Below are 24,342 nucleotides of genomic sequence, written 5' to 3'. Positions count from 1 at the left end.
GATTTTCTTTATGATTAAAATATGGTATAATTTTCCAAATATTAGTTTTTGTGAGAAGAGATTATGACAGAAAAAACAATTGTATTTAAGGTTGGGACGAGTTCTCTGACGCAAGAAAATGGCAGTCTGGACCGTATCAAGATTGCTCGGATTACCAATCAGCTGGCTCAGTTGCACCAGAAGGGCTACCAGATTGTGCTGGTGACGTCAGGATCGATTGCTGCTGGTTTTCGGAGATTGGGATTTGACAAGCGACCGACTAAGATTGCGGAAAAGCAGGCTTCTGCGGCTGTTGGTCAGGGGTTGCTGATTGAGGAATACACGCAAAATCTGATGAAAGACGGTATTGTGTCGGCTCAGATTTTGTTGACCCAGGATGATTTTGCGGATGCCAGACGTTATCAGAATGCTTCTCAGGCCTTGCAGGTCTTGCTCAAGCAACGGGCTATTCCTATTATCAACGAAAATGATACTATTGCCATTGAGGAGATTAAGGTGGGGGATAACGATACTTTGTCTGCCCAGGTGGCTTCTCTCTTGAAAGCAGACCTCTTGGTGCTTTTGACGGATGTGGATGGACTTTACACGGCCAATCCCAACAGCGATCCGACAGCCCAGCACTTACCTGAAATTAAGGAAATTACGGAAGATTTGTTTGCCATGGCAGCAGGAGCAGGCTCGTCTAACGGAACAGGTGGCATGACCACCAAATTGCAGGCGGCCCAGATTGCGACCAAGTCAGGCGTACCTGTCTTTATCTGCTCTTCAAAAGAGGATACCGCTCTCTTACAGGCAGTCACCCAGGCCAATCGTGGCACTCTCTTTTTAGCAGATGACCATGCCATGAACCAACGTAAGCAGTGGATGGCCTTCTATGCTCGGACAGACGCGGCGGTTGAAGTGGATGCAGGAGCAGTTGATGCTATGTTGCACCAGGGACGGAGTTTGTTAGCTACTGGTGTCAAAGCCCTCGAAGGAGACTTTGAAGTGGGGCAGGTCGTAGAGGTTTATAGTCAAGCAGACCATCGTTTGATTGGTAAAGGGCGGGTTAAACTGTCCTCCAAGGACTTGCATGACCAGTTGGCAAATGGCAGAGCGGAGGGCGTGTTGATTCACCGCAACGATTGGGTGAGCTTATAGTCGTTCAGTTTATCTTGATTATGTTGACGAACGAGCAAACTGAAAGACTAAATAGGAGAAATTTATGACAACAACAAAAGCATTATTAGATAGTTTATTGGCCCACAAGGCTTCAATCAATCTAGCGACAACAGAACAGAAAAACCAGGCCCTGTCAGCAATGGCAGACCAGTTGGTTGCTCAGACTGAGGCAATTTTAGCTGGCAATGCCATCGATATGGAAAATGCCCAAGGCAAGATTAGCCAGGTGATGCAGGATAGATTGCTCCTGACTGCTGAACGGATTGAAGCCATGGCGGATGGCATTCGTGCCTTGATTGGCTTGCCAGATCCTGTCGGACTTGTCTTGGAAGAATCCACTCGGGTAGACGGTTTGCAGATTCGCAAGAAGTCCATTCCTTTTGGTTTGGTGGGAATGATTTACGAAAGCCGTCCCAATGTGACCTCAGATGCCGCTGCTCTTGCAATCAAGAGCGGAAACGCAGTCATTTTGCGTGGAGGCAAGGAAGCCTTTCATTCGGCTCAGGCCATTGTCACAGCCCTCAAGGCTGGTTTGGAACAGGCTGGTCTTTCTCCAAAGGTCATTGAGTTGGTTCAAGACACCAGTCGTGCCTCTGCGACAGAGTTGATGACTGCCAAAGGCAAGATTGACTTGTTGGTACCACGTGGCGGTGCAGGGCTTATTCAAGCCGTTGTAGAAAATGCGACTGTGCCAGTTATCGAAACAGGCACAGGCATCTGCCATGTCTATGTGGACAAGGATGCGGATTTGGATAAGGCCCTTCAGATTGTGGTCAACGCCAAAACCAGTCGCCCCTCAGTCTGCAATGCGGCGGAAGTCTTGTTAGTCCATGAAGCTATCGCTAGCCAATTCCTACCTCGCTTGGAAGAAGCTCTGACTGGTCAGGTGGAGTTGCGTGCCGACAGTCAAGCACAAGCAATTCTCAACCAATCCACACCGGCAGGCAACCAAGATTTTGACACGGAATTTTTAGACTATATCATGGCTGTCAAAGTCGTTTCAAACGTAGAAGAGGCTATCAGTCATATCGCTCAACACTCGACAGGGCACAGCGAGGCCATCGTGACGGAAAACAGCCAAACGGCTGAACTTTTCACACTCCATGTGGACTCGGCAGCAGTCTATGTCAATGCCTCGACCCGTTTCACAGACGGAGGCGAGTTCGGTCTGGGCTGCGAGTTGGGCATTTCCACCCAGAAGATGCACGCCCGTGGTCCTATGGGCCTGCGTGAGATGACCACCTACAAGTACATCATCACAGGCGACGGCCACATTCGTTAGGAGGACAAGATGAAGATTGGATTTATCGGACTGGGCAACATGGGAGCGGCCCTGGCCCAAGCGGTCAGCCAGCAGGCAGACATCCAGCTCCTCCTCAGCAACCACAACCCAGCAAAAGCCCAGGCTCTTCAAGAGAAGGTGGGCGGTCAGCTTTTTTCTAATGGGGAAATAGCAGAGCAGGCCGAGGTCATTTTCCTAGGGGTCAAGCCTCACCTGATTGAGTCCGTTTTGTCAGGCTTGCAGGATCAGATTAGCCAGAATCCTTCAGCAATCTGGATTTCCATGGCAGCGGGAGTGACCATTGACAGCCTGGCAGAATTTATATCGGCAGATAAACTCATTCGTATCATGCCTAACACACCTGTCGCTATCGGCCAAGGCATGACAACCTATAGCTTGGTCAATCCAGAGCTCGCTCCGCTATTGGAACAAATCCTAGAAAAATCAGGCAAGGTCCAACAGGTGCCAGAGAGCCTAATTGACGCAGCGACGGCTATCGCAGGCTGCGGTCCAGCCTTTGTCTATCAGATGATTGAGGCCTTGACGGATGCTGGTGTGCAGAACGGGCTGACGGCTCAAGACGCCAAAGTTCTTGCAGCTCAAACCCTAACAGGTACCGCCCAAATGGTCTTGAACAGCGACAAGCACCCAGCCCAACTGAGACAGGAAGTGACTTCGCCAGGCGGTTCGACCATCGCAGGCGTGGTAGCTCTTGAAAAAGAAGGCTTCCGTTACGCCATCATCAAGGCAGTCGCTGCTGCCCTCAAAAAGACGAGAAAATTGGGTAAAAAATAGAAAGCAAGCAAAAAAACGGGACATTTAATCCCGTTTTGTTTTTTCCTTGATCCATTGACTGACGTTGGACAGGGTTTTGCTTTGCTCTGCCTTACGTTTTTGTTCTTGGACAAAATCTGCAAAGCTTTGCTTGACGCCGTCCTTTTGAACCTTATCCTGCAAATCATGCCATTTCTTTTTAAGGTTGCTGGAAGTCCGTTCGTAATAAATCTCTAAAATTTCTTCTTTTGACTTATAATTGCGATAGAAAGCGTTACGAGAAACTCCCGCTTTACGAACCAATTCAGATACCGAAATTTGCTTGAGCTCCTTTTTCTCTAGGAGAAATAGCAGAGCAGTTTCTATTGATTCCTTAGTCAGTTGATTCGCTTCTTTATTTGATTGATAGAGGTTTTTCAAAGATTGGGGTGAAATTTTACGACCTGCCATAGTTTTCCTTTTCCGAGTGTCACATCTGAAAGAAAATGCTTTCAGATAGGGTAGTTTAATGATATAATTGTAAGTAAATAGAGATTTATTGTCAAATAAAAAAGTAAAATTGGAAATGAGAATATTATGTCAAAATGGAAAATTGTTGCAGATTCGGGCTGTGACTATCGTCAATTAGCTAATCTAGCTCCGGATACGGAATTTATTAGTGTGCCACTTACCATCCAAGTTGGAGATCAAGCATTTGTTGATGATGCAAGCTTGGATATTGATCACATGATGGAGGTGATGGAAGCATCTAAGTCTGCAGCTGGGTCGGCATGTCCAAGTCCGCAGGCTTATCAGGCAGCTTTTGAGGGAGCTGAGAACATTATCGTTGTGACGATTACAGGTGGGCTATCGGGTAGTTTTAATGCGGCACGTGTAGCTAGGGATATGTATATCGAAGAGCATCCGAATGTCAATATCCATTTGATAGATAGTTTGTCAGCCAGTGGGGAGATGGATTTACTTGTAGACGAAATCAATCGCTTAATTGGTTCAGGATTAGATTTTCCACAAGTAGTAGAAGCGATAACTCACTATCGGGAACACAGTAAGCTCCTCTTTGTTTTAGCGAAGGTTGATAATCTTGTTAAGAATGGAAGGCTGAGCAAATTGGTAGGCACTGTCGTTGGTCTTCTCAATATCCGTATGGTTGGTGAGGCAAGTGCTGAAGGAAAATTAGAGTTGCTTCAAAAGGCGCGTGGTCATAAGAAATCTGTGACAGCAGCCTTTGAAGAAATGAAAAAAGCAGGCTATGATGGTGGTCGAATTGTCATGGCCCACCGCAACAATGCCAAGTTTTTCCAACAATTCTCAGAGTTGGTAAAAGCAAGTTTTCCAACGGCTGTGATTGACGAAGTTGCAACATCAGGTCTATGCAGTTTTTATGCTGAAGAAGGCGGACTTTTGATGGGCTATGAAGTGAAAGCGTGATTCACAGAGTAATACTCAATGAAAATCAAAAGTAGCCTAGGAAATGAAGTCGAAGATAGAACTCTGTTACTATCTTATTTCAAGGTAACAGGCTGAAAACCTCCACTGGATCTTTTCACTCATCAAGGCTCTTGACAACGGATAATGTTGATTTTCGAAGAGTATAACAATTTTGGGATGTAATTTCCACTATAGAATAATCCCCCTCGTCTTTTAAGTTCGAGGGGGATTATTTGCATGAGGCTATTAGATTTCATTCATTCAAATATCTCACAAGTTGCTCCAGCTTATCTGCAAAATCTTGTTCAAAGAAGATCTGTAAGAAATCAGCATTCTGTCCGCTGAAATAATAACACTTTCCAAACATGTGTTGGACGCTAGGCGAAAGAATCCCCTTGCTTAGCTGAAAGGTCACGCTCCCTTTGGAAATTCGATATGGGATATTCAAAGCGTATTTCTCTAAACAATCTTTTATTTTATTCCACTGAGCGTGATAAATATGATGAAGATGCTGTGTGTTCCGTGCAAACATACCGTTATCAATGTAGAGTGAGAGAGCTTTTTGCATGATAAGATTGGTATCGTAGTCGATTAGACTCTTATGTTTGATGAAGGAATCACGTAGCTGATTAGGAAGGCTGATTGCACCGATTCGGAGGGCAGGAAAGAGTGTCGGTGTAAAAGATTTTATGTAGATGACACGATTATCTGTATCAATATAGTGTAAAGGTAGGCTATGACTAGAGTCGAAATCTGCCAAATAGTCATCCTCAATGATGTAGACATCGTATTGCTTTGCTAATTTTACGATGGCTGTTTTTGTTGCTATATCATAGGTTGAACCGAGAGGGTTGTGCAAGCGAGGAATTGTGTAGAAAAACTTAATTTTTCCAGTTTGGAAGATACTTTCCAATTCTTCTAGGTCAATTCCATCTAAATCCCGTTCAATTGTTTGATAGGGGATTCCTTGATGCCGAATGAGCTCGATCATTCGTGAGTAGGTAGGGTTCTCTATCAAGATTTCCGTTTTTCCAGCCAAGGTTTCCATTTGTGTGAGAATATATAGAGCTTGTTGACTACCAGCTGTGATAACCAGCTGGTCTTTTTTTGTATAGACATGATAGTCCATTAACAGACTTTGAACGGAGGAAATCAATTCTGCTAATCCCTCTTGCTGGTGATAGTAGTTGAATAGGTAATTTTCCCGCCCAATAAGACTTTCGTTTAGACAAATCCGAAAATCTTCATAGGGTAATTCTTGAAAGTCTGCAGGATTGAGCTCTACAGTATGGTCTTGGAAATCTCTATCTTCTAAGATATAATAACCGCTTTTTTCGACAGCGTAGATCTTATTTTGGTACTTTAATTCCAACATAGCCTTTTGGACAGTGTCTTTGCTACAATGATATTGCTCGCTGAGTTGACGGATAGAAGGTAATTTCTCTCCGCGTTTGAATCGGTGTTCCTCTATTCCAGTCAAAATATCTTGGATGATAACTTGATATTTTTTCATCTAGGCCCCCTTTTTTATAGACTATGTTACTAGCTAGTATATAGGAAAAGTTGCAGAAATACAATATATGAATAATGGGGTTGAGGCTCAGGAATTAAGCTACTCTATGGTATAATTAAGTGATGAAAATAATTATACCTAATGCAAAAGAAGTAAATACAAATCTAGAGAATGCCTCGTTTTATCCCCTGTCTGATCGAAGCAAGCCGGTGCTGGATGCCATAAGTCAATTTGATGTAAAAAAGATGGCTGCCTTTTATAAATTGAATGAAGAAAAGGCTGAGTTAGAAGCTGATCGTTGGCATCGAATCAGGACAGGTCAAGCAAAAACCTATCCAGCCTGGCAGTTATATGATGGTCTTATGTATCGTTATATGGATAGGCGAGGTATAGGTTCGAAAGAAGAAAATTACCTACGTGACCACGTTCGTGTTGCGACAGCCTTATACGGATTGATTCATCCTTTTGAATTCATTTCACCTCACCGCTTAGATTTTCAAGGGAGCTTAAAGATAGGCAATCAGTCTTTGAAACAGTACTGGCGACCGTATTATGACCAAGAAGTTGGTGATGATGAACTGATTCTCTCGTTGGCTTCGTCAGAATTTGAGCAGGTGTTTTCTCCACAGATTCAGAAAAGATTAGTTAAAATTCTTTTCATGGAAGAAAAAGCAGGTCAGCTAAAAGTTCACTCGACTATATCAAAAAAAGGTAGAGGAAGATTGCTGTCCTGGTTGGCTAAGAACAATATTCAGAAATTATCGGACATTCAAGATTTTAAGGTGGATGGTTTTGAATATTGTGCTTCCGAATCAACGGAAAACCAACTGACCTTCATCCGATCAATCAAAATGTGAAATAATGAACAAGATAACGTTTTCTGATGTCGAGCGTATCTAGAAAAATCTTGATTTCTATGGTATAATGGGTAAGTTATAAGTAAAAAGGAAGGTTGTTTATGAAAAAGAGAAGCGGACGGAGAAAATCGTCTAAGCTCAAGTTGATAAATTTTGCGCTTTGGGGACTTTACGCCATTACTTTATGTCTATTCTTAGTGACCATGTATCGCTATAATATCTTAGATTTCCGGTATTTAAATTATATTGTGACGCTTTTGCTAGTAGGAGTGGCAGTATTGACTGGATTATTGATGTGGCGTAAGAAAGCGCGTGTCTTTACAGCACTCTTACTTGTTTTTTCACTCTTTATTACTTCAGTTGGAGTATATGGAATGCAAGAAGTTGTTAAGTTTTCGACACGACTAAATTCAAATTCGACATTTTCAGAATATGAAATGAGCATCCTCGTCCCAGCAAATAGTGATATTACGGATGTTCGTCAGCTTACTAGTATTTTATCTCCTGCCGAATACGACCAAGATAACATCACCGCTTTATTGGATGACATATCCAAAATGGAGTCTACTCAACTAGTGACTAGCCCCGCGACCTCTTACCTGACAGCCTACCAATCTATGATAAATGGTGAGAGTCAAGCGATGGTCTTCAACGGGGTTTTTACCAATATTTTAGAAAATGAAGATCCAGACTTTTCTTCAAAAGTGAAAAAAATATATAGTTTCAAAGTGACTCAGACTGTTGAAACAGCTACTGAGCAGGTGAGTGGAGATAGCTTTAATATCTATATTAGTGGTATTGATGCTTATGGACCGATTTCTACGGTCTCTCGTTCAGATGTCAATATCATTATGACTGTCAATCGTGCGACACATAAGATTTTATTGACAACTACTCCACGAGATTCATACGTTGCTATCGCAGATGGCGGGCAAAATCAATACGATAAACTAACACATGCTGGGATTTATGGTGTCAATGCCTCTGTGCATACCTTAGAAAATCTTTATGGTATCGACATCAGTAATTATATCCGACTCAACTTCACTTCCTTCTTACAGTTGATTGATTTGGTTGGTGGTATTGATGTAGAAAATACCCAAGAATTTACAAGTCGTGTTGGTGGCTATTATTTTCCTGTTGGTCAGGTTCACTTAAATGCAGAGCAAGCGCTAGGTTTTGTTCGGGAACGTTACTCACTTGAGGGAGGGGATAATGATCGCGGTCAAAACCAAGAGAAAGTCATTGCAGCCCTCATAAAAAAATTGAGTTCACCAGATAATCTAGCGAATTATCAAGCTATTCTAACTGGTTTGGAAGGATCTATCCAAACAGATTTGAGCTTAGAAACGATTATGGGCTTGGTAAATACCCAATTAGAGTCAGGAACACAATTTACAGTAGAGTCACAAGCATTGACAGGAACAGGACGCTCAGATTTATCTTCTTATGCGATGCCTGGATCACAACTTTATATGATGGAAATTAACCAAGACAGTCTGGAGCAAGCAAAGGCAGCGATTCAGTCTGTACTTGTTGAAAAATAAAGATTTTAGGAGAAAATATGAACAACCAAGAAGTAAATGCAATCGAAATCGATGTTTTATTCTTACTAAAAACAATTTGGAGAAAGAAATTTTTAATTCTCTTAACTGCAGTGTTGACTGCGGGGTTGGCATTTGTTTACAGTAGCTTTTTAGTGGCACCTCAATATGATGCGACAACTCGTATCTATGTAGTAAGCCAAAATGTAGAAGCTGGTGCCGGGTTGACCAACCAAGAGCTACAAGCGGGTACCTATTTGGTAAAAGACTATAAGGAAATTATCCTATCACAAGATGTATTGACACAAGTAGCAACGGAATTGAATCTGAAAGAGAGTCTGAAAGAAAAAATTTCAGTTTCTATTCCTGTTGATACTCGTATCGTTTCTATTTCCGTGCGTGATGCGGATCCAAATGAAGCGGCACGTATTGCAAATAGCCTTCGCACCTTTGCAGCACAAAAGATTGTTGAGGTCACCAAGGTAAGCGATGTGACGACACTTGAAGAAGCAGTCCCAGCAGAAGAACCAACCACTCCAAATACAAAACGAAATATCTTGCTTGGTTTATTAGCTGGGGGTATCTTGGCAACGGGAATTATCTTGGCTATGGAAGTTTTGGATGATCGCGTAAAACGTCCACAAGATGTGGAAGAAGTTATGGGCTTGACCTTGCTTGGTGTGGTGCCAGATTCGAAGAAATTGAAATAGGAGAACAATATGGCAACGTTAGAAATTGCACGTACAAAAAGAGAGATAGTAAATAAAACCGAGGAATATTTCAATGCTATCCGTACTAATATTCAGCTTAGCGGAGCAGATATTAAGGTTGTTGGTATTACCTCTGTTCAGTCAAATGAAGGTAAGAGTACAACTGCGGCTAGTCTCGCTATTGCCTATGCTCGTTCAGGTTATAAGACCGTTTTGGTGGATGCGGATATCCGAAATTCAGTCATGTCTGGTTTTTTCAAACCTGTTACAAAGATTACAGGTTTGACGGATTACTTAGCAGGGACAACAGACTTGTCTCAAGGATTATGCGATACAGATATTCCAAACTTGACCGTCATTGAGTCAGGAAAGGTTTCACCTAACCCTACTGCCCTGTTACAAAGTAAGAATTTCGAGAATTTAATAGCTACACTTCGTCGCTACTATGATTATGTCATTGTTGACTGTCCACCGCTAGGATTGGTGATTGATGCAGCTATCATTGCGCAGAAATGTGATGCGATGGTTGCAGTAGTAGAAGCTGGGAATGTAAGACGCTCAGCTGTTAAGAAAGTAAAAGAACAACTGGAACAAACAGGGACGCCGTTCTTGGGAGTTATATTGAACAAGTATGATGTGGTCACTGAAAAATATGGTGAATATGGAAATTACGGAAATTACGGCAGAAAATGATTTCCTCTTGATGGTATAAGTTTGATAAGTAGGTATTAATATGATTGATATTCATTCGCATATCATATTTGGTGTGGATGACGGCCCCAAAACTATTGAAGAGAGCCTAAGTTTGATAGGCGAAGCTTATCGTCAAGGTGTTCGCTATATCGTAGCGACATCTCATAGACGAAAAGGAATGTTTGAAACACCAGAAAAAGTTATCATGACTAACTTTCTTCAACTTAAAGAAGCAGTAGCAGAAGTTTATCCTGAAATACGATTGTGCTATGGTGCTGAATTGTATTATAGTAAAGATATCTTAAGCAAACTTGAAAAAAAGAAAGTACCAACACTTAATGGCTCGCGCTATATTCTCTTGGAATTCAGTATGAATACTCCTTGGAAAGAGATTCAAGAAGCAGTGAACGAAGTGACGCTACTTGGGTTAACTCCCGTACTTGCTCATATAGAACGATATGATGCCTTAGCGTTTCATGCAGAGAGAGTAGAAGAGCTAATTGACAAGGGATGCTATACTCAGGTAAATAGTAACCATGTGCTGAAGCCCGCTTTAATTGGCGATCGAGCAAAAGAATTTAAAAAACGCACTCGGTATTTTTTAGAGCAGGATTTAGTACATTGTGTTGCCAGTGATATGCATAATTTATCTAGTAGACCTCCGTTTATGAGGGAGGCTTATAAGTTAATAACAGAGGAATTTGGCGAAGATAAAGCGAAAGCGTTGCTGAAAAAGAATCCTCTTATGCTATTAAAAAACCAGGCGATTTAAACTGGTTACTCTAGATTGTGGAGAGAAAAATGGATTTAGGAACTGTTACCGATAAACTTTTAGAGCGCAACAGTAAACGATTGATACTCATGTGCATGGATACGTGTCTTATTACAGTTTCCATGATTTTGAGCAGGCTGTTTTTGGATGTTATTATTGACATTCCAGATGAACGCTTCATTCTTGCAGTTTTATTTGTTTTAATATTCTATCTGATTATCTCAGTTAGACTAAAGGTTTTTTCGCTAATTACCAGGTATACTGGGTATCAAAGTTATGTGAAAATAGGACTGAGTTTAATATCCGCTTACTCATTATTTTTAATCATTTCAATGATTCTATGGCAGACCTTTAGTTATCGTTTCATCTTAGTATCCTTATTTTTGTCGTATGTAATGCTCATTACTCCGAGGATTATTTGGAAAGTCTTACATGAGACGAGAAAAAATGCCATTCGAAAGAAGGATAGCCCACTAAGAATCTTAGTAGTAGGTGCTGGAGATGGTGGGAATATTTTTATCAATACCGTCGAAGATAGAAAATTGAATTTTGAAATTGTCGGTATAGTTGACCGTGATCCAAATAAACTTGGAACATTTATCCGTACCGCTAAAGTTTTAGGAAATCGTAATGATATTCCACGATTGGTAGAAGAATTAGCTGTTGACCAAGTGACGATTGCCATCCCTTCTTTAAATGGTAAGGAGAGAGAGAAGATTGTTGAAATCTGTAACACTACAGGAGTGACCGTCAATAATATGCCGAGCATTGAAGACATTATGGCGGGGAACATGTCTGTCAGTGCCTTTCAGGAAATTGACGTAGCAGACCTTCTTGGTCGACCAGAGGTTGTTTTAGATCAGGATGAATTGAATCAGTTTTTCAAAGGGAAAACAATCCTTGTCACAGGAGCAGGTGGCTCTATCGGTTCAGAGCTATGTCGCCAAATTGCTAAGTTTACGCCTAAACGCTTGTTGTTGCTTGGACATGGAGAAAATTCAATCTATCTCATTCATCGAGAGTTACTGGAAAAGTACCAAGGTAAGATTGAGTTGGTCCCTCTCATTGCAGATATTCAAGATAGAGCATTGATTTTTAGCATAATGGCTGAATATCAACCCGATGTTGTTTATCATGCTGCAGCGCATAAGCATGTTCCTTTGATGGAATATAATCCACATGAAGCAGTGAAGAATAATATTTTTGGAACGAAGAATGTGGCTGAGGCGGCTAAAACTGCAAAGGTTACTAAATTTGTTATGGTTTCAACAGATAAAGCTGTTAATCCGCCAAATGTAATGGGAGCGACTAAACGTGTTGCAGAAATGATTGTTACAGGTTTAAACGAGCCAGGTCAGACTCAATTTGCAGCAGTCCGTTTTGGGAATGTTCTAGGTAGTCGTGGAAGTGTTGTTCCGCTATTCAAAGAGCAAATTAGAAAAGGTGGACCTGTTACGGTTACCGACTTTAGGATGACTCGTTATTTCATGACGATTCCTGAGGCAAGTCGTTTGGTTATCCAAGCTGGACATTTGGCAAAAGGTGGTGAAATTTTTGTCTTAGACATGGGTGAACCAGTACAGATACTAGAGTTAGCTCGAAAAGTTATCTTATTAAGTGGTCATACAGAAGATGAAATTGGAATTGTGGAATCTGGAATTCGTCCTGGAGAGAAACTCTACGAAGAGTTACTATCCACTGAAGAACGTGTTAGCGAACAAATTCACGAAAAGATTTTCGTCGGTCGTGTCACCAATAAAGAAGAAGAGGTCGTTCAAACCTTTATCAATGGTCTCCTATTAAAAGATAAGGAAGAACTGAGAACTGCCTTGCTTGAATTTGCAAAACAAGAATAAAGAAAGTAAAAGTTATTTTTACTTTCCTAGAGTTTAAACGATGTTTAAGTTCTAGGAAGGTTGGAATACCTCGAAAAGTGAACAGATATGACCCAGTTCGTAGAGTTCGGAAAAATTAGATATTTACAAATAGTTTGTATTGTTGTCAGATTTTATGAGAAGTTTGGTTGACAGAAGTTAGAATGTTTCCGACATTTTAACTGAACTTTTGTAAGGCTACAAGAGGAGATGAAGATTATATTATGGGACTAACATTAATGTATATTACGAATCAGCTAGATGTTGCTTTAATTGCTGAAAAGTATGGTGTTGAACGGATTTGGGTAGATTTAGAGACTCTTGGGAAAGCAGAACGCCAAAAAAATATGGACACAGTCCAATCTCAACATAAGATCAGTGATATAAGATTGATTTCTAGCAAATTGACTACTTCAGAGATGTTAGTGCGAGTCAACCCCTTAAATGATTCTTCCAAACAAGAAATTGAGCAGGTTATTGCGTCGGGAGCTGACTTAATTATGTTGCCGATGTGGCGAACAAAGGCAGATGTATCTCAATTTATTGATTTTGTTGGTGGTAGAGCAAAAGTTGTTCTCTTATTAGAAACAAAAGAAGCATTTAATAACCTTGATAGTATTTTAACACTGAATGGGATTGATGAAATTCATATTGGATTAAATGATCTTCATTTAGATATGGGACTAACATTCATGTTTGAATTACTGACGAATGGTGTAGTGGCAGAAATTACACAAAAACTAAATAAGGCTAAAATTCCATATGGATTTGGTGGGATTGCTAGACTGGGGTTAGGAGAGCTGCCAGCAGAGATGATTGTTAAGGAGCATTATAGACTTGGGTCAACTCGCGCAATTCTTTCACGTAGCTTCTGTAATGCTGAGAAAGTGACAGAATTATCGAATATAGAGGATATTTTTAGAAATGAGTTAAGAAAATTAAGGGAATTTGAAGAAAATTTATCAGAGTTAAATGACGCAGAATTTGAAGAAAATTTTGAAACGATGCAAAAAAAAATAGATGTGATTGTGAGAAATAAAAAGAAATGAAATTATACTTAATTGTTAAGAGAATTTTTGATATTTTAGTATCAGTAGTGGGAATAGTTGCTTTATCACCAGTATTATTATTGACCTATCTAGCGATTAAGTTAGATTCTCCCGGACCAGCTATTTTTAAACAAAAAAGATTGGGAAGGTATGGAAAGGAATTTACCGTCTATAAATTTCGCTCTATGACTGTCGGTGCAGAGAAAATGGGGTCAGGTCAGTACTCGTTTGAAGGTGATCCACGAGTTACAAAAGTTGGTAATTTTATTCGTAAGACAAGTATTGACGAATTGCCACAATTTATCAATATTTTAAAAGGTGATATGAGTTTAATCGGATTTAGGCCGCCACTTACTTATCATCCAAAAACGTTTGAAGAATACACAGATGCAGAGCGAGTGATGTTTTCGCTTCGACCAGGTGTTACTGGCTGGGCTCAGATACACGGTCGAAAAACAGTAAATTGGAATGAACGAATTCAAATGAATATTTGGTATGCTAATAATATTAGTTTTTGGCTTGATGTGAAGATTTTTTTTACAACTATTATCAAAGTATTGAAGAATGAAGATAATATTAATACGAATAAAACGGTTTAAAGGAGTTTTATGTCACAGTTGCATTTATCAATAGAAGAAATATCAGGAAAACTTACTAGTCTTTTTGTAGAGGCAGGACTGTCAGAAGTAGATGCAGAAATTATTTCGAAAAATCTGATTTTGACTGAAGCAGGCGGAATCGAATCGCATGGTATAAGAATGGTTTTACCGCATTTAAAACGTGTCAAAGAGGGGAAATACAATCTTACACCATCGATGAAAGTTCTAAATTCGTCTCCCTCATTTACAGTTGTAGATGCGGATAATGGAGTTGGAATGTATACTGCAACAAAGGCAATGGAGATTGCAATTGAAGAAGCAGAAAAATATGGAATGCATACGGTCTTTTCACGCAATGCGAATACTTTCGGAGCAGCGTTTACATATACAAAGATGGCATCAGATAAAGGGTTAATTGGGGTTGCCTTTAGCAATTCACCTGCAGCAATGGCTCCATGGGGAGGGAAAAAGCCGTTAATTGGAACTAATCCTATATCCATTGCAATCCCAGGAGAGCAAGAGGGACCGATTTTATTCGATATGGCTTCTAGCAAGGTGGCTAAGTCAAAAATTGGAATCGCTCAGAAGCTAGGTGAAGATATTCCAGAAGGTTGGGCACTTGATAAGGATGGAAATCCCACGACTGACCCCAATTGTGCACTATCAGGAACAGTACTTCCTTTGGCAGAACATAAGGGATATGGACTTGCACTATGTTTAGACGTATTATCTGGTGTTATTAGTGGGGCAGCATTTGCTGATACTGTAAATAAATTTTATAGTTCTGAACAGACGCAGTCTGGTATGAATGTTGGTCAAACATTTATTGCAATCGATCCTAAGCAAGTTTTAGGAAGTGAGTTTTACCAAAAAATGGATACATATATTAGAAAAATCCATTCTGAAGAGAATGTAAGGTATCCAGGCGAGGGAACTGTTAGAAATTTGAAAAAATCAATTCGCGATGGAATATTAATTGATACTGAATTTGTTCGTATTTTTGAAGATTAAGAGAGTTAGAATAGATTGGATAGTATGAAAAAAGTTAATACTTTGAGAGAACTGCAATTAATTAGTATTTATATTTACAAAACGTTAATGGAGTTTTGCAGTAAAAATGACATAAATGTATACTTACATGGAGGCTCTCTTATTGGAGCTATTAGACATGGTGGATATATTCCGTGGGATGATGATATTGATATTTGTATGAGTCGTACGGATTATGAAAAATTGATAGCACTTTCTGGTGGTAAAATTTCTTCAGATTGTAAAATTATTGATCCGGCAACTAATCCTGATTTTAACGGTTATATCCCTGTTATTGTCTATGAACATTCAAAAATGAACTCAAAACAATATAAGATACCAGAAGACTTAAAAATCGGTATCAGTGTTTTTGTATATGATGGTATTAGTGCAAATCCTTTTATTCAAAAATTATACTATGCACGTATGTTTCTGTTGCGAGCAGAGCATGCACTTTGCAGAGCTGATTTCAATCACGTTCATACTTCTATTGCAAAACGTTTTGGCTTTTTCTTCCAAAGATTCTATAAAGCGACAAACGTTGAAAAATATAAAGTAAAAATTTTGAAATTGCAACAGAAATATAACTATGAAACTTCTGAATATATTTCAACAAATGCAGATTATCAAGCTTCAAAAGAGATTTGTCTAAAAACAGATTTTGAAAGAGCAGTACCGTTAGAGTTTGAAGGTATTGCTAGCTATACCTACTCTCATTTTGATTCCCATCTAAGAGAATATTATGGTGATTATATGCAGTTACCACCTGTGGAACAGCAGGAACCAAAACATGGATTTGAAGCATGGGTTGATGAAGATTTTGATTTCGAGTTTTTAAATTAATTGAGAATCGTAATTGGGAGGGAATACTATGTATTTATTGATGAGATTGTTCATCTATCTATTGCCATCAGGTGTTATTAGAACAAAGTGGATTGAAAAGTTTAATATTTTTGGACAAACGGGGAAAAATTTTTATTTTTGTCCTAGGAAAATCCCAGCAGATCCAAAACTGATAAAATTCCATGACAATGTTGCAGTGGCTACAGATGTTATGTTTATCAACCACGATGTGTCGCAAAAGGTTTTCAATAATTATAAAGCTGAGAAGTTACCTAAATTTTATGGATGTATTGAAATCGGGAATAATGTATTTATAGGTGCAAGAGCGACTATTTTACCAAATGTTTCGATTTGCGACAATGTTTTTATCGCTGCTGGTGCTCTTGTTGCAAGCTCGATTACAGAATCTGGAATTTATGGTGGTGTACCAGCTCGAAAAATTGGTGATATGGATGAACTTTATGAAACTCGTCTAAACTCTTATAAGCAATTTGTTGAACAAAAAGAAGGTAAGGAGTTGCATGAAGCGATGTGGAGTCTATTTGAGTCTAAAAAATAGAGGACTACACGTTAGATTGCATATAATTGAAAATGAAAAAAGTTTTATTAATAAATTCTTGTCAGGGATTGTATGGTGGTATAGAGTCATTTCTTTTAAATATATTTAATAGTTTATCACCGGCGGAATTTGATGTCACTTTCTTGACTTGCGGTAAAACAACATATGATATGTATAGGAATGATATTGAAAATAGAGGAGGTCATATTGATGAAATCCCTATTTTTGCAGATACCTTATCTAAACAAGTAAAGCTGTATAAGGCCTTAAAGGAATATTATAGTGAAAATCAACCGGATATTGTTCACATTAATAGTGGGGGTCTATCCTTCCATTATCTAGCTTCCAGAGCTGCTAAAGCGGTAGGAATAAAAACAGTTATTTTACATTCTCATAATTTTATTCCAGAAAAAAGTGGTTTTAAGGAAAAATTGAAAAATGTCATGAAGAGGCAAGTCGCTCGCTATGGAGATGTTTATTTAGCTTGTTCAACAGGTGCAGCAAGGTGGATTTTCCCAGAGAATCTAGTGGATTCCAATAGTGTTGAAATTATTCCAAATGGAATTGACACGGTCAAATTTGCATATAGCTTGGAGAAGCGACAATCTTTTAGAAATGAATTTGGAATAGGAAATGAGCTTCTAATTGGTAATATAGGACGTTTTCAAGAGCAAAAAAACCATCCATTCATGCTGAAAATAATGGCAGAAGTTATCAAAAAATCTCCTGACGCGAAGTTAATGTTGGCAGGAGAGGGAGAACTAAGAAAAACTATTGAAGAACAAGTTGTAGAGTATGGTTTAGCTGAGAATATTATATTTTTGGGTGAGCGCAATGACATGGATAGATTTTTCTCCGCAATGGATGTTTTTATTTTACCATCGTTATTTGAAGGTTTTGGTATAGTTACAGTAGAGGCTCAAGCTTCGGGCACAGCAACCCTTGTTTCAGATACTATTCCGATAGAGACAAATGTTACAGGAAACGTTAGTTATTTACCGATTTTTTCTGATGGTAGCGAGTTCTTATGGGCGGAAGCTATATTGAAAGAGTTACCTAGGGAAGACTATAGGCATCAGCAAAATAAAATAATGCGACAGTCTCCCTATAACGTCGAAGTTTGTTGTCAGATGATGAGGAATATTTATTTAGGAGTTCAAAATGATAGATAGATATTTGCATATGTTTTCGTGGGGAGTGCTCTATGCCACCTTCAGTCTATGTTTAGTCTTTCTATATAGAACTTTGCAAAATTCTGAGACAGTTCTTTACTTGTCACGAAACAATGGAAAGAAGCAACCGCTACTACATAGTTCAGATATGATTATCTATCTGATAATGACAATCGTTTCTGCAATACGGTTAAATACAGGATCTGATTTTTATAATTATTACACTTATTTTGACCAAATATTGATACGATATAACTCATTTGAAGAAGTCTTTTTTCAATCACAGAGTGGGTATTTTGCCTTATCCTACATCATTAAGCAAATTACAGATTATCAGTATGCTATTTTTGCAGTTATTGCAGTATTTTCATATGCTTACCTTTTTTATTTAATTAGATCAGAGGTAGAGGATACAACTTGTGCATTGTTAACGTATATGTTTCTTGGCTATTATGCATATTCTAATAATATACTAAAACAGTATATTGCAATGAATTTTGTAATGGCTACTTACCTCGCTTTTAGTAGAAGAAAATATTTTAGAACGATATTGTTTGCTGTAGGAGCAATGCTTTTTCATTACTCTTCTGGTTTAGTTCTGGTCATTTTATTTTTTGCGTCACGATTCAAGCCTACGTTTAATAAATATTATTTGGCAATAGTAGGCGGACTCGTAGTTGCTTTAAACCTAAATACTTTATTTGCGATATTTTTTAAATTAATTCCTTCTGCATCTGGTTATGAAATTTATGTTAATTGGCGACGCTCTGATCAAATACGTCTAGTACTGGCTGTACTAGGAATGGCAATAATGCATGGTATACTTATTTATTATGTTTTAAAGTATAAAGATAAAATCAAAAAGCAAGATGAAAGGCGATACCGTGAAATTATATTTCTAATAATCGGACTTGCAATAAATATTTTATCTATTAGACAATGGATCATCAATCGTATTGCAGTTTATTTTTACCAATTTATCATTTTGATTCTACCAACGATGTTTTCATCACTTGAAGTTGAAAATAAGAAACGTTTAAAAATATTATTATATATTATCATGTTTATTTATATGATTTTTATTAGTATATTTTTAGGAGAGAATGAGTATTTTAGCTATAATACAATTTTTAGTGGAGACCAGCCAATATCGGATGTTATCTACAATCAGATTCATGGATGGACAAAATGATTATGGAAAAACAGAGTAGAACAAGAAATTCATTAATCAACATTATTACAGCAGTTTCAGGTCAAGGTATAGGGATAATTGTTAGTTTTGTTGCAAGGATTATATTTATTAGACAATTAGGTGAGGTCTATTTAGGGATAAATAGTCTGTATACTAATATTGTTGGTTTGCTTTCTCTAGCTGAGTTAGGGGTTGGTACTGCTATTAATTATAGTTTATATAAGCCTTTGGCAGAAAATGATATTCCTGCAATAAAAAGTTTGATGGCTCTATATCGCAAAGTTTATACAGTAATTGGATTTATTATTCTAGGAATCGGTATATTCTTATTACCATTTTTAGATATGTTTATGAAAGCAACTGAGACCTCAGAGATTCCACATAAACATCTAATATTTTTTCTATTTGTTTTAAATTCATCAGTATCGTATTTTTATAGCTTTAAAAGAGCATTAGTTATTTCAGATCAGAAAAGATATCTTGCGACATTATATCGTTACATTTTCTTTGTATTAATGAATGTTCTTCAAATTATCTTCTTAATTCTAACCAAAGATTTTATTATATTTTTGCTTATTGCACTATTTAGTACAGTACTTGAGAATATTTTAATTTCAAGGAAAGCGGATCAGTTATATCCGTTCTTAAAAGAAAAAGATATTGAAAAAGTTAGTAAAGAGACAACAGACAGCATTAAAAAGAATACAGTTGCACTTTTATTTCACAAAGTAGGGAGTTCTGTAGTCAATTCGACAGATAATATTTTGATCGCACAAATTATTGGAATTGTCGCTGTTGGGGTATATTCTAATTATCAACTGATTATAAATGCTCTCAATATTGTTATTGCACAGTTTTTTATGGCCCTGACAGCCAGTATCGGTAATTTAGGTGCAACAGAGAATGTTGAAAAGTCAGAAAGCATTTTTTATAAAATATTCTTTTTAAATTTTTGGATTGATTGCATTATATCGGTCTCTATTTTTGCTTGTATCGACTTATTGATTGGTTCATGGTTTGGTAATCATTTGATACTTGATAAGTTGGTGTTAGCTACTATTGTGATAAATTTTTATATTTATCAAATTCGTAGAACGGTCATGACATATAGGGATGCTTATGGTTTGTTTTGGAATGATAGGTACAAAGCATTGGCCGAAGCGATTTTAAATATTATTATTTCAATTTATCTTGGATTTAAATTAGGGTTAGTTGGTATTTTTTTGGGAACAATTATCAGTACAACAATAACAAGTTTATGGATTGAACCATATATTCTGTTTAAATATGGTTTGAAACGTTCGACTGTGACTTATTTTAAACGATTAGCGCAGTATTCGGTCATCACTTTAGTTGCAAGTTTGGTGTGTAGTTATTTAGTCACCCTATTTCACTTTAATGGCTTTTTGGGGTTTATTCAAGGAGTTGTTCTATGTGTTGTTGTCGTTTCAAGTATCATTTCATTATTATTTTGGAAAACTGAAGAATTCCAATATTTTAAAAAATTACTTTTAAAATTTCAAAATATGATTTTAAAATACTTGAAAACTAGTAGGAGCTAGCTAATTATTAACAATAGAATTTCTATAAGTTTTGGCATTTAAAGGAGAGAATATGATAAATTTTTCAGTTGGTCCTGTTTTAATGGATGAAGCAACTCGTGCTATCGGTTCAGAAGAGATACCTTATTTTCGGACAGATGCATTTTCTCAAATTATGTTTGATAACGAGAGGATGATGAAGCAACTCACATCGGCTGATGAAAAAACTAGGTTGATCACATTGACTGGTTCTGGAACTTTAGCAATGGATGCAACTATTTTAAATTGTTTTACCAAAAAAGATAAATTATTAATTATCAATGGAGGAAGTTTTGGTGCAAGGTTCTGCGAGATTGCAGATTGTTATAGTATACCATTTGAAACCATTGACTTACAATTTGGTGAGGAATTGACAGTAGAGCATTTTCAAAATATCGAGTTTTCAGATTTTACAGGACTAGTTGTTAATGCGGATGAAACGTCTTCAGGGGTTCTTTATGACATAGAAATGCTCGGGAATATTTGTAAGGAACATAACTTATTTTTTGTTGTGGACGCCATTAGCTCATTTTTAGCAGATCCAATTAACATTAGTAGTGCTCGGATTGATATTTTGATTGCAGGTTCTCAAAAGGCATTAGCGCTTCCACCTGGTGTCTCTTTGATATTATGTTCTGAAAAAGCTCAAGACCGCATTAATAATAATCTCAACCCAACTTATTACCAAAATTTAAAGAGAGCATTAAAAGATGGTGAAAGAGGACAAACTCCCTTCACACCTGCTGTCGGAATTATCTTGCAGTTACATGAAAAATTATTGCGTCTTTCTCAAAAAGGTATTGAACAACAAATTCAAAAGACACAAGAATTAGCAACCTATTTTAGAAAAAAAGTTTCTCAATATAATTTTGAATTTGTTACCACTTCTCCATCAAACGCAGTCACGGCGTTACGTGTACCTGAAGGGGTCTCAGCAAAGCGGATTTTTCAAGAATTGGAACATCGTTTTGGAATATGGATTTGTCCAAATGGCGGAGAATTAAGTGATAAGGTTTTTCGTGTCGGACATATCGGGAATCTGCAGAAAACAGACTACGATACTCTATTCAATGCACTTGATCAGTTAAAAAAGGAAGGTATTATTAGATAATGAAAATTATTTTACTTGCTGCTGGAAGAGGTACAAGAATTAGTCGTTATATTCAAGATAGACCTAAATGTACAGTGAATTTGACGGAGAAACAGACATTAATTGAGTATACTGTATCTATGTTTAATCGATATGGTTTTGATGATATTTCTATAATTCTTGGTTATCGTCAAGATGTGATTAGAGAAGTATTAAAAGATTATAATGTGAAATTCTACTATAACCCATTTTACGATGTAACAAATAGCATTGCTTCGTTGTGGTTTGCTAGAGAAGAGTTGAATGATGATTTATTCATCATGAATGCTGATGTTTTCCTAGATACCAAAACATTAGATAAGATTCTTAGTGAGAAAAAGTCACCTGTCCTGTTTTCGGACGAATCGAGGAAAGAAGAAGCGGATTATAAATTTTATTATGAAGCTGAAAAATTGATAAAATATGGTAAAGAGCTATCTGTTGAAGAAACAACGGGTGAATATATTGGTGCAGCGATTATTAATAAAGAATTTTTACCAAAATTTAATCGAACTCTCCTCAATAAGATTAACCACCAAGAGCATGGACAATGGTGGGAAGAAATACTGTATTCAATGACAAGAGATGAGTCTATTTATGTTTCTTCTGTAACAGGTAACTTTTGGGCAGAAGTAGATTATATAGAGGACTATGAAAATATCATTTCTTTCGTGAAAAATAACAGTATTTGAGCTCTTTATCAACTGTAGTGGGTAAATGCCAGCTAACACATAGAGAGGACGAACTTCGTTCTCTCTTTTTTTCTATACTCAAAAAGGCTCCATAATCTCTACAGTGGATTTACCCACTGCAGAAATTATAGAGCCAAGAAAAGACGATTTTCTAGTTTGGAAGTCGCCTTTTTTGATGTTTTCGAAATACTACATATTGTTGTTAGTGTAAACATATATATAGTTTTAAAAATTTTTTAGTAAATGTTTTTAGAGTTTTTATAGTCGAATGAATTAGCTTTCAGACAAGGAACTGAGGCGCAGACTGTACTAGAGTACGGCAAGTCGAAAGTGACGATGTATCAAAGCTAATTCAAATGACTATATATTATTTATTTCCTACTATTCTCTCTATTATTGCTAAACTTGATGAAGGTTGTATTGTCTGTTATAATATTGGGTATTGCAAGCTTTAATTGAAAGGTTTTAGGGAAGAGATTATCACAACTCATTCTTTATTGGTAATGAGATATGATATAAACGATAGTCTAGTAAAAGATTTGGAGAATTGACTTCCTTAGAAAGTTAAATGTAAAAACAATATGAAAAAATACGATTATCTAGTTGTTGGCGCAGGGCTGTTCGGTGCAGTCTTTGCTCATGAGGCAGCTAAAAAGGGTAAAAAAATAAAGGTTATCGAAAAACGAGACCACATTGCAGGTAACATCTATACAAAAGAAGTAGAAGGTATTCAAGTCCATGAATATGGCGCACATATTTTCCATACTTCTGAAAAAGAAATTTGGGATTATGTGAATCAGTTTGCGGAGTTCAATCGCTATACAAACACACCAGTCGCCAACTACAAGGGTGAAATCTACAATCTTCCATTCAACATGAATACTTTCAATAAACTGTGGGGCGTGGTGACCCCTGCGGAAGCAGAAGCGAAGATTGCAGAGCAACGAGCTGTTTTGGGAGGAAAAACGCCTGAGAACTTGGAAGAACAAGCCATCTCACTAGTTGGTACAGACATCTATGAAAAATTGATCAAGTCATACACCGAGAAACAATGGGAAAAACCATGTACGGAGTTACCTGCCTTTATCATCCGTCGTTTACCCGTGCGTTTGACTTATGATAATAACTATTTCAACGATAGCTACCAAGGTATTCCAATCGGCGGTTACACGCAGATTGTTGAAAAAATGTTGGAACATGATAATATTGATGTGGAGACAAATGTTGATTTCTTTGCCAATAAGGAAGACTATTTAGCTACCTATCCAAAGATTGTCTTTACAGGAATGATTGACGAGTTCTTTGATTACCAACTTGGTGAATTGGAATATCGTAGCCTTCGATTTGAGCCAGAAGTATTGGATATGGAAAACTATCAAGGGAATGCAGTTGTGAACTACACAGATAGTGAAACGCCATTTACTCGTATTATCGAACACAAACATTTCGAATTTGGTACACAACCGAAAACCATTATTACACGTGAGTATTCGAAGACCTGGAAACGAGGCGATGAGCCGTATTATCCAGTGAACAATGATCGTAACAACAAACTTTATACTGCTTATAAACGCCTCGCAGAACAACAAGAGAATGTCATATTCGGTGGGCGTCTTGGTCATTATCGTTACTACGATATGCACCAAGTCATCGGAGCAGCCTTGCAGTGTGTGAGAAGTGAAGTTGGGGAATGATTTTGAGAAGTCATCAAAGTAGTAATTGATTCTTGGCAGAAGTCGGAATGCTCTTAAAATGTTAATCAAAAAAGAGGCTGGGCAAAAACTAGCCAGTAAATAAAAAACACAGATAGATTCAAGCTGATTTTGATGAAATCCAGCCGTACTGTCTGTGTTTTTCTTTTTATCTCTATTATCTTGGACTATTTTCTTG

The 24,342-nt window shown here is 37.7% G+C and carries 23 protein-coding genes; 21 read left to right on the top strand and 2 right to left on the bottom strand.

Translation table 11 applies throughout. The annotated features are described in order from the left end of the window. Positions 1 to 63: 63 nt before the first annotated feature. The 3 genes from proB (at position 64) to proC (ending at position 3,238) form a co-directional block, all read left to right on the top strand. Positions 64 to 1,140 (top strand): glutamate 5-kinase, encoded by a 1,077-nt coding sequence (proB, locus tag K5Q22_RS08055; RefSeq protein ID WP_205014372.1) that lies wholly within the window; start codon positions 64 to 66, stop codon positions 1,138 to 1,140. Between the two features lie 64 nt (positions 1,141 to 1,204). Continuing rightward, a complete protein-coding gene (locus tag K5Q22_RS08050; RefSeq protein ID WP_205014371.1) occupies positions 1,205 to 2,443 on the top strand; it encodes a glutamate-5-semialdehyde dehydrogenase in 1,239 nt (412 codons plus the stop codon). 9 nt (positions 2,444 to 2,452) lie between these two features. Then, positions 2,453 to 3,238 carry a pyrroline-5-carboxylate reductase gene (gene proC, locus K5Q22_RS08045; protein WP_205014370.1) on the top strand — a complete coding sequence of 262 codons (786 nt, stop codon included), beginning with the start codon at positions 2,453 to 2,455 and terminating at the stop codon, positions 3,236 to 3,238. A gap of 24 nt (positions 3,239 to 3,262) precedes the next feature. On the opposite strand, the gene K5Q22_RS08040 is transcribed toward proC, so the two are convergent. Next, the gene (locus K5Q22_RS08040) at positions 3,263 to 3,667 is read right to left on the bottom strand and encodes a TetR/AcrR family transcriptional regulator (RefSeq protein WP_044781820.1); all 405 of its coding nucleotides are present in this window, start codon (positions 3,665 to 3,667) and stop codon (positions 3,263 to 3,265) included. Between the two features lie 126 nt (positions 3,668 to 3,793). Here K5Q22_RS08040 and K5Q22_RS08035 point away from each other — a divergent pair, with 126 nt between their 5' ends. Further along, complete coding sequence (locus tag K5Q22_RS08035) at positions 3,794 to 4,645, top strand: DegV family protein (protein WP_205014369.1); 852 nt, start codon at positions 3,794 to 3,796, stop codon at positions 4,643 to 4,645. A gap of 253 nt (positions 4,646 to 4,898) precedes the next feature. Here the strand turns inward: K5Q22_RS08035 and K5Q22_RS08030 are convergent, their stop codons facing one another. Beyond that, on the bottom strand, positions 4,899 to 6,158 hold the full coding sequence (locus tag K5Q22_RS08030) for a PLP-dependent aminotransferase family protein (RefSeq protein WP_205014368.1): 1,260 nt from the start codon (positions 6,156 to 6,158) through the stop codon (positions 4,899 to 4,901). A gap of 122 nt (positions 6,159 to 6,280) precedes the next feature. On the opposite strand from K5Q22_RS08030, the gene yaaA reads away from it, so the two are divergent. The 17 genes from yaaA to glf all read left to right on the top strand — a co-directional run bounded on the left by yaaA (position 6,281) and on the right by glf (position 24,146). Next, positions 6,281 to 7,015, top strand: coding sequence for a peroxide stress protein YaaA (yaaA, locus tag K5Q22_RS08025; protein ID WP_205014367.1), 735 nt, complete (start codon positions 6,281 to 6,283; stop codon positions 7,013 to 7,015). A 101-nt stretch (positions 7,016 to 7,116) separates the two neighbouring features. Then, positions 7,117 to 8,562, top strand: coding sequence for an LCP family protein (locus K5Q22_RS08020; RefSeq protein ID WP_105242330.1), 1,446 nt, complete (start codon positions 7,117 to 7,119; stop codon positions 8,560 to 8,562). Between the two features lie 17 nt (positions 8,563 to 8,579). Beyond that, positions 8,580 to 9,269 carry a YveK family protein gene (locus tag K5Q22_RS08015; RefSeq protein ID WP_024407531.1) on the top strand — a complete coding sequence of 230 codons (690 nt, stop codon included), beginning with the start codon at positions 8,580 to 8,582 and terminating at the stop codon, positions 9,267 to 9,269. A 9-nt stretch (positions 9,270 to 9,278) separates the two neighbouring features. Then, the gene (locus K5Q22_RS08010; RefSeq protein ID WP_024407532.1) at positions 9,279 to 9,962 is read left to right on the top strand and encodes a tyrosine-protein kinase; all 684 of its coding nucleotides are present in this window, start codon (positions 9,279 to 9,281) and stop codon (positions 9,960 to 9,962) included. 40 nt (positions 9,963 to 10,002) lie between these two features. Continuing rightward, positions 10,003 to 10,734 carry a capsular polysaccharide biosynthesis protein Cps4B gene (gene cps4B / locus K5Q22_RS08005; protein WP_024400834.1) on the top strand — a complete coding sequence of 244 codons (732 nt, stop codon included), beginning with the start codon at positions 10,003 to 10,005 and terminating at the stop codon, positions 10,732 to 10,734. Between the two features lie 29 nt (positions 10,735 to 10,763). Continuing rightward, positions 10,764 to 12,590, top strand: coding sequence for a nucleoside-diphosphate sugar epimerase/dehydratase (locus tag K5Q22_RS08000; protein WP_044674302.1), 1,827 nt, complete (start codon positions 10,764 to 10,766; stop codon positions 12,588 to 12,590). A 242-nt stretch (positions 12,591 to 12,832) separates the two neighbouring features. After that, on the top strand, positions 12,833 to 13,657 hold the full coding sequence (locus K5Q22_RS07995) for an aldolase/citrate lyase family protein (protein ID WP_105134080.1): 825 nt from the start codon (positions 12,833 to 12,835) through the stop codon (positions 13,655 to 13,657). After that, a complete protein-coding gene (locus K5Q22_RS07990; RefSeq protein ID WP_029743428.1) occupies positions 13,654 to 14,256 on the top strand; it encodes a sugar transferase in 603 nt (200 codons plus the stop codon). The genes K5Q22_RS07995 and K5Q22_RS07990 overlap by 4 nt, the downstream gene beginning before the upstream one ends. Positions 14,257 to 14,265: 9 nt before the next feature. Beyond that, a complete protein-coding gene (locus tag K5Q22_RS07985) occupies positions 14,266 to 15,267 on the top strand; it encodes an Ldh family oxidoreductase (protein WP_050571174.1) in 1,002 nt (333 codons plus the stop codon). 24 nt (positions 15,268 to 15,291) lie between these two features. Beyond that, positions 15,292 to 16,128, top strand: coding sequence for a phosphorylcholine transferase LicD (locus K5Q22_RS07980; protein ID WP_205014366.1), 837 nt, complete (start codon positions 15,292 to 15,294; stop codon positions 16,126 to 16,128). 28 nt (positions 16,129 to 16,156) lie between these two features. Beyond that, positions 16,157 to 16,687 carry a DapH/DapD/GlmU-related protein gene (locus K5Q22_RS07975; protein ID WP_024400838.1) on the top strand — a complete coding sequence of 177 codons (531 nt, stop codon included), beginning with the start codon at positions 16,157 to 16,159 and terminating at the stop codon, positions 16,685 to 16,687. A gap of 32 nt (positions 16,688 to 16,719) precedes the next feature. Beyond that, positions 16,720 to 17,859, top strand: a complete 1,140-nt coding sequence (locus K5Q22_RS07970) for a glycosyltransferase (RefSeq protein ID WP_024407536.1) — start codon at positions 16,720 to 16,722, stop codon at positions 17,857 to 17,859. Continuing rightward, positions 17,849 to 19,051: an EpsG family protein gene (locus K5Q22_RS07965; protein ID WP_024407537.1), complete on the top strand. Its 1,203-nt coding sequence runs from the start codon at positions 17,849 to 17,851 to the stop codon at positions 19,049 to 19,051. Before K5Q22_RS07970 ends, K5Q22_RS07965 begins: the two co-directional genes overlap by 11 nt. Continuing rightward, a complete protein-coding gene (locus tag K5Q22_RS07960; RefSeq protein ID WP_024407538.1) occupies positions 19,048 to 20,613 on the top strand; it encodes a lipopolysaccharide biosynthesis protein in 1,566 nt (521 codons plus the stop codon). Before K5Q22_RS07965 ends, K5Q22_RS07960 begins: the two co-directional genes overlap by 4 nt. 52 nt (positions 20,614 to 20,665) lie before the next feature. After that, positions 20,666 to 21,742 (top strand): alanine--glyoxylate aminotransferase family protein, encoded by a 1,077-nt coding sequence (locus K5Q22_RS07955; protein WP_024407539.1) that lies wholly within the window; start codon positions 20,666 to 20,668, stop codon positions 21,740 to 21,742. Further along, positions 21,742 to 22,452 (top strand): NTP transferase domain-containing protein, encoded by a 711-nt coding sequence (locus K5Q22_RS07950; protein WP_024407540.1) that lies wholly within the window; start codon positions 21,742 to 21,744, stop codon positions 22,450 to 22,452. The genes K5Q22_RS07955 and K5Q22_RS07950 overlap by 1 nt, the downstream gene beginning before the upstream one ends. A gap of 581 nt (positions 22,453 to 23,033) precedes the next feature. Beyond that, positions 23,034 to 24,146 (top strand): UDP-galactopyranose mutase, encoded by a 1,113-nt coding sequence (gene glf, locus K5Q22_RS07945; RefSeq protein ID WP_205014365.1) that lies wholly within the window; start codon positions 23,034 to 23,036, stop codon positions 24,144 to 24,146. Positions 24,147 to 24,342: the final 196 nt, after the last annotated feature.

The organism is Streptococcus sp. 2018162, from assembly GCF_019754175.1.
GTDB classification, from domain to species: Bacteria; Bacillota; Bacilli; order Lactobacillales; family Streptococcaceae; genus Streptococcus; species Streptococcus hashimotonensis.
This window is presented reverse-complemented; position numbering and strand designations above follow the sequence as displayed.